The following is a 6,543-nucleotide window of genomic DNA, read 5'->3' as shown; positions in this document are numbered from 1 at the left end:
AAGCAAGTGAGTTCCCCCTATGAATGTTTGGTTTTAGGCGACTATCATTCTACAGGAGAACTCACTTGTTTTCTAATTTAATCATAGAAAAAAGATACTAGTGATTTCTTACCAACGTCATATATTATAGAACCTTTTTTAATCAGTAACCTTTCAAAAAAAGAGTGCAATCACTACTTACATGATATAAAATATGTCTGACTAGAACAGAACGGCAACGGGAAGGAACAGCTGAATAAAATGAAAAGAAAAGCACCTGTTACACCATTGATCACTGTCTTTTTCATCTTAGTTTTAACCTCTTGTCTTGGTATACTATTCGAGCGGTTTGGTTTTCCAGAAACGAATATTGTGATCATTTATTTACTTTCCGTTGTGATCATCTCCCGTATAACATCAGGATATACCTATGGAATCAGCGCGAGTATTATATCAACGTTGTTGTTTAACTATTTATTTACAAAGCCTTATTATACCCTAGCTGTCGATAATTCGAGTTACATCCTCACCTTTATCACTATGACAGCAACAGCGATCATTACGAGTACGTTGACTTCAAGTATTCAACAAAATACCTTGAGAGCTCAAGAAAAGGAGCGAGAAACGCAGACACTATACAGACTAACTAGCCGCCTGACGAATACAATTGAACTCTCTAAGGTAGCAGTTGTTTTAGAGGAAGCAATCCAAGAAGCCTTTCATATGGATGCTTACTGTCTTTATTTTGATGAACATCGAAACCTTCTTGGAACCAAGGTAATGAGCAAAGATTTTGAGAATCAACGCTTTCAAGCCACTAATGAATCAATAGATGATTTTTACCAAGTAAAAGATGCACATACCTTTTGGACGATCAAAGGAAGAGAAGAGATACTTGGTCAAGTCATCATTGAAAGTGATGAGGTCGATCGTTTATCTGAATTGCAGAAACGAACAATCATATCTATGATCGAGAATACAGCACTCGCAATGGAAAGAATTTTATTTGCTTATCAAAAAGAGGAATCAAATAAAGAAACAAAGTTAGAGCGTCAGCGAAGTCATTTGCTGAGAGGCATATCTCACGATTTAAGAACGCCCTTATCAGGAATGCGTGCAACTTCTGAGATGCTGATCAACGCGACACCGATCGATGATTCTAGATATAAGATGATTAAAACGATTCAAGAAGATATTCTCTGGCTGCATTCACTGGTTGAAAATGTATTGAGTTTAACTCGGTTACAGAATGGTAGACTGTCATTAACGTTTGAACAACAAGCCTTAGAAGAAATTCTTGAAGAAGCCATTCGAATCACGACCAAACGCTTTCCAGAAACGACCATTCAAGTGTCAATGCCTGAAAAGCTGATCGTTGTCGTTGTAGATGTGAAGTTGATCTTACAAGTCTTCATCAATTTATTGGAGAATGCCATTAAACATGCAACTGATCAGTTAGTAATAGAAATCGATGTGAAACTGATCAATGAAGATTTTGTACAGATTACAATCGCCGACAATGGAAAAGGTATCCCAACAGCTGAATTGGAAACTATTTTTAAACCTTTCCATACCATTGGCGATAAACCAATCGACTCCAAAAATAGAATAGGCTTGGGATTGACGATTTGTGAAACGGCCATTGTCATACATGGCGGCACGATTGCTGCTCACAACCGAAAACAACAAACGGGCGCAGCGTTTATTTTTACTTTACCTTTAAAGGAGATTAGCAATGAGTTATCTGAATGAAACCATTTTGATTGTGGAAGATGATGCACAGATCCGCAACTTCTTACGTTATATTTTAGACAATGAAAAAATTGGATATGTAGTAGCGGAAAATGGTCAGGAAGCCATGAATCTACTCGTCTCGGAAACGGTCGATATGGTCATTCTTGATTTAGGCTTGCCAGATGTAGATGGGGTAGAGATCATCAAAAGGTTAAGAGAATGGTCAGAAGTCCCGATCATTGTAGTTTCTGCTAGGAGCGAGGATAAAGGAAAAGCGGAAGTGTTAGATGCCGGAGCGGATGATTATTTAACCAAACCTTTTTCTGCTACTGAACTACTTGCACGCATCCGAGTTGGTTTTAGGCATTATTATCGAGCAAGTTCTGTAAAGATACAGACTGAAAGCAAAATAGGTGATTTGAAAATTGATTATGTCAAAAGATTAGTTTATTTGGCTGAAGAACCTATACATATTACCCCTATGGAGTATGATTTACTTGCATTATTTTTTAAGAATATCGGCAAAGTACTCACAACAAATACCATTATAAATGAAATATGGGGCAAGGGATATGGCTCTGACACGCAAGCATTGAGAACGATGATGGCTGGACTTAGAAGGAAAATAGAAAAGAATCCTGCTCAGCCTGAGTATATTATTACTGAGATTGGCGTAGGCTACCGGATGATTGAAAAATAAAGTTAAATGATAGACCACTGAAGTTAGGGACCCCTCTAATCTTCAGTGGTTTTTTTGACTCACAGTATCCTCACGGTAGAAGTCGCTTCCTCACACCATGCTCACAGCGAATACGCTAAACTAAGTAACATACAAGAGCTGAAGTGTAACAGGAGGAAACGCACATGAAGCAACTATTAACGATAAACGAACGCTTGGAACTAGACATGTTAAGCCAACAAGTGAAAGACAACCTCGAGCATCAAGCGTTTGAGGAAGCAGAATCACTTATCAGAAATGCAATGATGTTGTATCCACACGCACCACATCCACACAACCTATACGGCATTTTGTTGGAAAAAGAAGGAAATAAGCATGGTGCCATGTGTCACTACCGTGCAGGCAATGCGCTTGAATCAACCTATAAACCGGTAAGGTATAATCTTTACCGATATGGTGAGTTCAGCTCATCGAAAAAACCAGCCTATTTTGAAGAAGATTGTACCGAATTAGACTAATGATTGAGGAGAATGACGATGAAACTATTTAGTACAACAGATGAAAAACAGCGACAATATTTAGTTATCGGAGCAGGACGATTAGGTGCTAATCTGGCCAACGATTTGTCCGAAAGAGGAGAAGACGTTGTGATCATCGATAAAACGAAATCAGCATTTAGAAAGTTAGCCCCTTCGTTTGGAGGGATGACGATCACTGGAGATGCAACAAATTTGAGTGTATTGACTGAAGCGCAAATAGAAAAAGCTGCGGTCGTCATTGTGGTGACTGATGAAGATAATACTAATATTATGATTTCTCAACTAGCAAAAGTACTTTTCAATAAAAAACAAGTTATCTCAAGACTCTACGATCCTGAAAGAAAGTCTGTCTATGAAGACTTCGACATCCAGCTGATATACCCCGCTATCTTATCGGTCAATGAGATTACCAGAATGTTAGCAACACAAAAACAGATAGGGGCTGAAATACATTGAAAAAGCACATACTGCTAGTCGGTGGATATAATAAAGTCATCTCACTCAGTCAATCTCTAATAAAAAAAGGGTACGAAGTAACAGCAATCAATCATCATTATGAGCATTGCAAGAAGTTAGCCGAGATACCTAAATTGAATGTCATCTTTGGAGATGGCACAAAGCCATTTGTCTTGGAAGAGGCACAGATACACACCGTAGACATAGCTATTGCGTTAACCCAAAAAGATGAAACCAATTTAGTGATTTGCGAACTTTGTAAGAAAAAATTTGGTGTTGAAAAAACAGTATCTTTGATTGATGATCCGAAAAAAATAAACTTTTTCTATTCGATGGGTGTAGATTCAGTTGTATCAGCAATTAATGCGATCACAAGTATTGTCGAACAGCAAGCGTTGATCAACGAAATTACGACAATTATCCCAGTAGGTCAAGGAAGAATTAGTATTGCAGAAATCAAAATTCCTAAAATGGCTAAAACGGTGGGGAAAAGATTACAAGATATCAATCTACCAAAAGAAGTCATTATAGGGTGTATTTTAAGAAATGAAGAAAGCATGGTTCCAGATGGACAGACAAAAATTCAGTCTGGAGATGAGCTGATTTTGATTTCTTCTGATAAAAAAGAAAAAGCAATAAAAGAATTGACAGGGGCGTAAAGGGTATGCAGAAAGTATTTAAGCAGTATCATACAATTGGAAAACTGATGATGATTATTGGAGGCTTACTCCTTATACCATTGGTTGTACTACCTTTTTATCCGCAAGAGATGATGTATAGCATATCATTCTTCATTCCGGGACTACTTTCGATTTTTTTTGGTGGAATGGTTGGGAAACGGATGCAGTCATACGATCGTATAACGGATTTTCAGTACACTGCGCAACAAGGTAGTTTAACGGTGCTATTCGCTTGGGCTTATGGTTTTCTGATCGGCGCAATACCGTTTGTACTTTCTGGTCAACTGACCTTCATACAAGGTGTGTATGAGTCTATCAGTGGATGGACAACGACAGGGTTATCTGTGATGGATGTTAGTATCACACCAGCGATTTTTTTGTTTTATAGAAGTTTCATGCAGTTTTGTGGTGGACTGGGGTTCATGTTGATGATGATCCTTTTGATACAAGGAAAAGAATCGATGAGTTTATACCACGCTGAAGGCCATACGGATCGGTTGATGCCCAATATCAAAACGACAGCCCAAGTCATTTTTAAAATGTACAGTTTATTTTTAGTGATTGGGACCAGTCTTTATATCGCCTTTGGGATGCCGATATTAGATAGTCTACTTCATGCGATGTCTGCTTTATCAACAGGTGGATTTTCAACTGAGGTAAATAGTATCGGTGCATACGATAGCATAGAAATAGAAGCAATCACGATCTTGCTGATGATCATTGGCACAACCAACTTTGCTGTTCTTTTACTACTGACAAGAGGAAAGATTGGTCGAGTATTTAAAGTGAGCGAAATCAGATTTTTACTCGTACTTTTACTATTTTCTCTACCAGTATTAACCGGTGTTTTGATGATGAACGTCTATCAAAGTGTAGGAGAAAGTGCTAGACAAGCAATTTTCAACTTAGTATCAGCGCTCTCGACGTCAGGATTTTCTACGACGACTTATGACCAGTGGCCAGCAGCTGGAGTGGGTATCATGATTTTGGTGATGGTCATTGGTGGTGGCTTAGGATCTACCGCTGGAGGACTCAAGTTAACTAGAGTCTATTTGATGTTTCGTATTTTAGGGATGAATATCAAAAAGCGCGTGTCATCTACAAGAAGAGTGGATACTGCCTACTATGAAACGGCTCAAGGAAAACAAGAAATTGATCACGATATCGTAACAGACACAGCAGGTTTTATGACGCTTTACGGACTCATTCTGTTAACAGGTGGCTTACTCATCACCCTGACTTCAGGCGCATCACTGACAGATTCATTATTTGAATTTGCTTCATCCTTAGGCACCGTAGGCTTATCTATCGGGCTAACAGGACCACAAACGAATAATGGCACATTGATCGTACAAATGATTGGCATGATTTTAGGAAGGCTAGAAATCTTTATAGTCCTAATCGGTATGTATTCAGGATTCAATCACATCAAGAATAAACTTGCTGCTGCTAAGCTTCACGATTGACGGATCACAAAGGCGATGAGATGAATGTAGAATAGTTGCTTTTATTGAAACATCCGTTATACTTTTTAATAGAGTTCTTTCTATTTTAGAGTAAAAAGGGGACATTAATATTTTAGAAACATTTAGTACCTTTCATCCCGTCTTACAAGCACTTATTGCTGGTTTATTTACATGGAGCTGTACGATATTTGGATCAGCCTTTGTCTTTCTTTTTAAAGATATCAACCGAAAATTTTTAGATATTATGAATGGATTTGCTGCAGGTGTAATGATTGCTGCATCCTTTTGGTCACTCTTAGCACCAGCCATCACGAATGCAGAAGAAAGTGGCTATGGTGTTTGGTCATTCTTTCCAGCCGCCGTCGGATTTATGGTAGGTGGATTTTTCTTACGACTGATCGATGTTGTGATCCCACATTTACATTTAAATCAGCCAGAAGAAAATAAAGAAGGACCAAAAACAAAGGCTTCTAAAAATCTATTACTTTTCTTAGCGATCACGATCCACAATATTCCAGAAGGATTATCTGTTGGTGTAGCATTTGGTGCAACCGTAGCAGGTGTAGCAAATGGAGACGCCTTTCTTAGTGCAGTTGGACTTGCATTGGGTATCGGGATTCAAAATATTCCAGAAGGATCAGCTTTATCCATGCCGATTCGAGCAGCGGGGAGTAGTCGATTAAGAGCCTTTAATATCGGTCAATTATCTGCCATCGTTGAACCGATCGCAGCAGTCATTGGTGCGATCGCAGTTATTTCTATTTCAGCGATTTTACCGTATGCACTTGCTTTTGCAGCAGGGGCGATGATATTTGTTGTTGTAGAAGAACTGATTCCAGAATCACAAACAAATGGGAACAATGACAGTGCGACATTAGCATTGATGGTAGGTTTTGTCATCATGATGATACTAGATGTGGCACTAGGGTAGCATTGATCATACGAGTTTTAAAACGGGGAATCCTTCCTAATCAGCACTGGCAATATTGGCATGTTTGTGCTATATTAAT

General features: G+C 38.6%; 7 protein-coding genes. All 7 read left to right on the top strand.

Annotated elements, in window-relative coordinates; genetic code table 11:
• The first annotated feature begins 240 nt into the window (after nucleotides 1–240).
• The 7 genes from J5J05_RS10625 (at nucleotide 241) to J5J05_RS10595 (ending at nucleotide 6,464) form a co-directional block, all read left to right on the top strand.
• A complete protein-coding gene (locus J5J05_RS10625) occupies nucleotides 241–1,731 on the top strand; it encodes a DUF4118 domain-containing protein (RefSeq protein WP_208560664.1) in 1,491 nt (496 codons plus the stop codon).
• Nucleotides 1,715–2,413 carry a response regulator gene (locus J5J05_RS10620; RefSeq protein ID WP_208560663.1) on the top strand — a complete coding sequence of 233 codons (699 nt, stop codon included), beginning with the start codon at nucleotides 1,715–1,717 and terminating at the stop codon, nucleotides 2,411–2,413. Before J5J05_RS10625 ends, J5J05_RS10620 begins: the two co-directional genes overlap by 17 nt.
• 164 nt (nucleotides 2,414–2,577) lie before the next feature.
• Nucleotides 2,578–2,910, top strand: a complete 333-nt coding sequence (locus J5J05_RS10615; RefSeq protein ID WP_208560662.1) for a hypothetical protein — start codon at nucleotides 2,578–2,580, stop codon at nucleotides 2,908–2,910.
• A gap of 18 nt (nucleotides 2,911–2,928) precedes the next feature.
• On the top strand, nucleotides 2,929–3,387 hold the full coding sequence (locus J5J05_RS10610) for a potassium channel family protein (RefSeq protein WP_208560661.1): 459 nt from the start codon (nucleotides 2,929–2,931) through the stop codon (nucleotides 3,385–3,387).
• Nucleotides 3,384–4,046: a potassium channel family protein gene (locus J5J05_RS10605; RefSeq protein WP_208560660.1), complete on the top strand. Its 663-nt coding sequence runs from the start codon at nucleotides 3,384–3,386 to the stop codon at nucleotides 4,044–4,046. Before J5J05_RS10610 ends, J5J05_RS10605 begins: the two co-directional genes overlap by 4 nt.
• Nucleotides 4,047–4,051: 5 nt before the next feature.
• On the top strand, nucleotides 4,052–5,533 hold the full coding sequence (locus J5J05_RS10600; RefSeq protein WP_208560659.1) for a TrkH family potassium uptake protein: 1,482 nt from the start codon (nucleotides 4,052–4,054) through the stop codon (nucleotides 5,531–5,533).
• Between the two features lie 109 nt (nucleotides 5,534–5,642).
• Nucleotides 5,643–6,464 carry a ZIP family metal transporter gene (locus J5J05_RS10595; protein ID WP_208560668.1) on the top strand — a complete coding sequence of 274 codons (822 nt, stop codon included), beginning with the start codon at nucleotides 5,643–5,645 and terminating at the stop codon, nucleotides 6,462–6,464.
• The last annotated feature ends 79 nt before the right edge of the window (nucleotides 6,465–6,543 follow it).

It is taken from the genome of Marinilactibacillus kalidii, from assembly GCF_017599325.1.
GTDB classification, from domain to species: Bacteria; Bacillota; Bacilli; order Lactobacillales; family Carnobacteriaceae_A; genus Marinilactibacillus; species Marinilactibacillus kalidii.
Note: the sequence above shows the minus strand (reverse complement) of the source record. Positions and strands in the feature narration are given on the sequence as shown.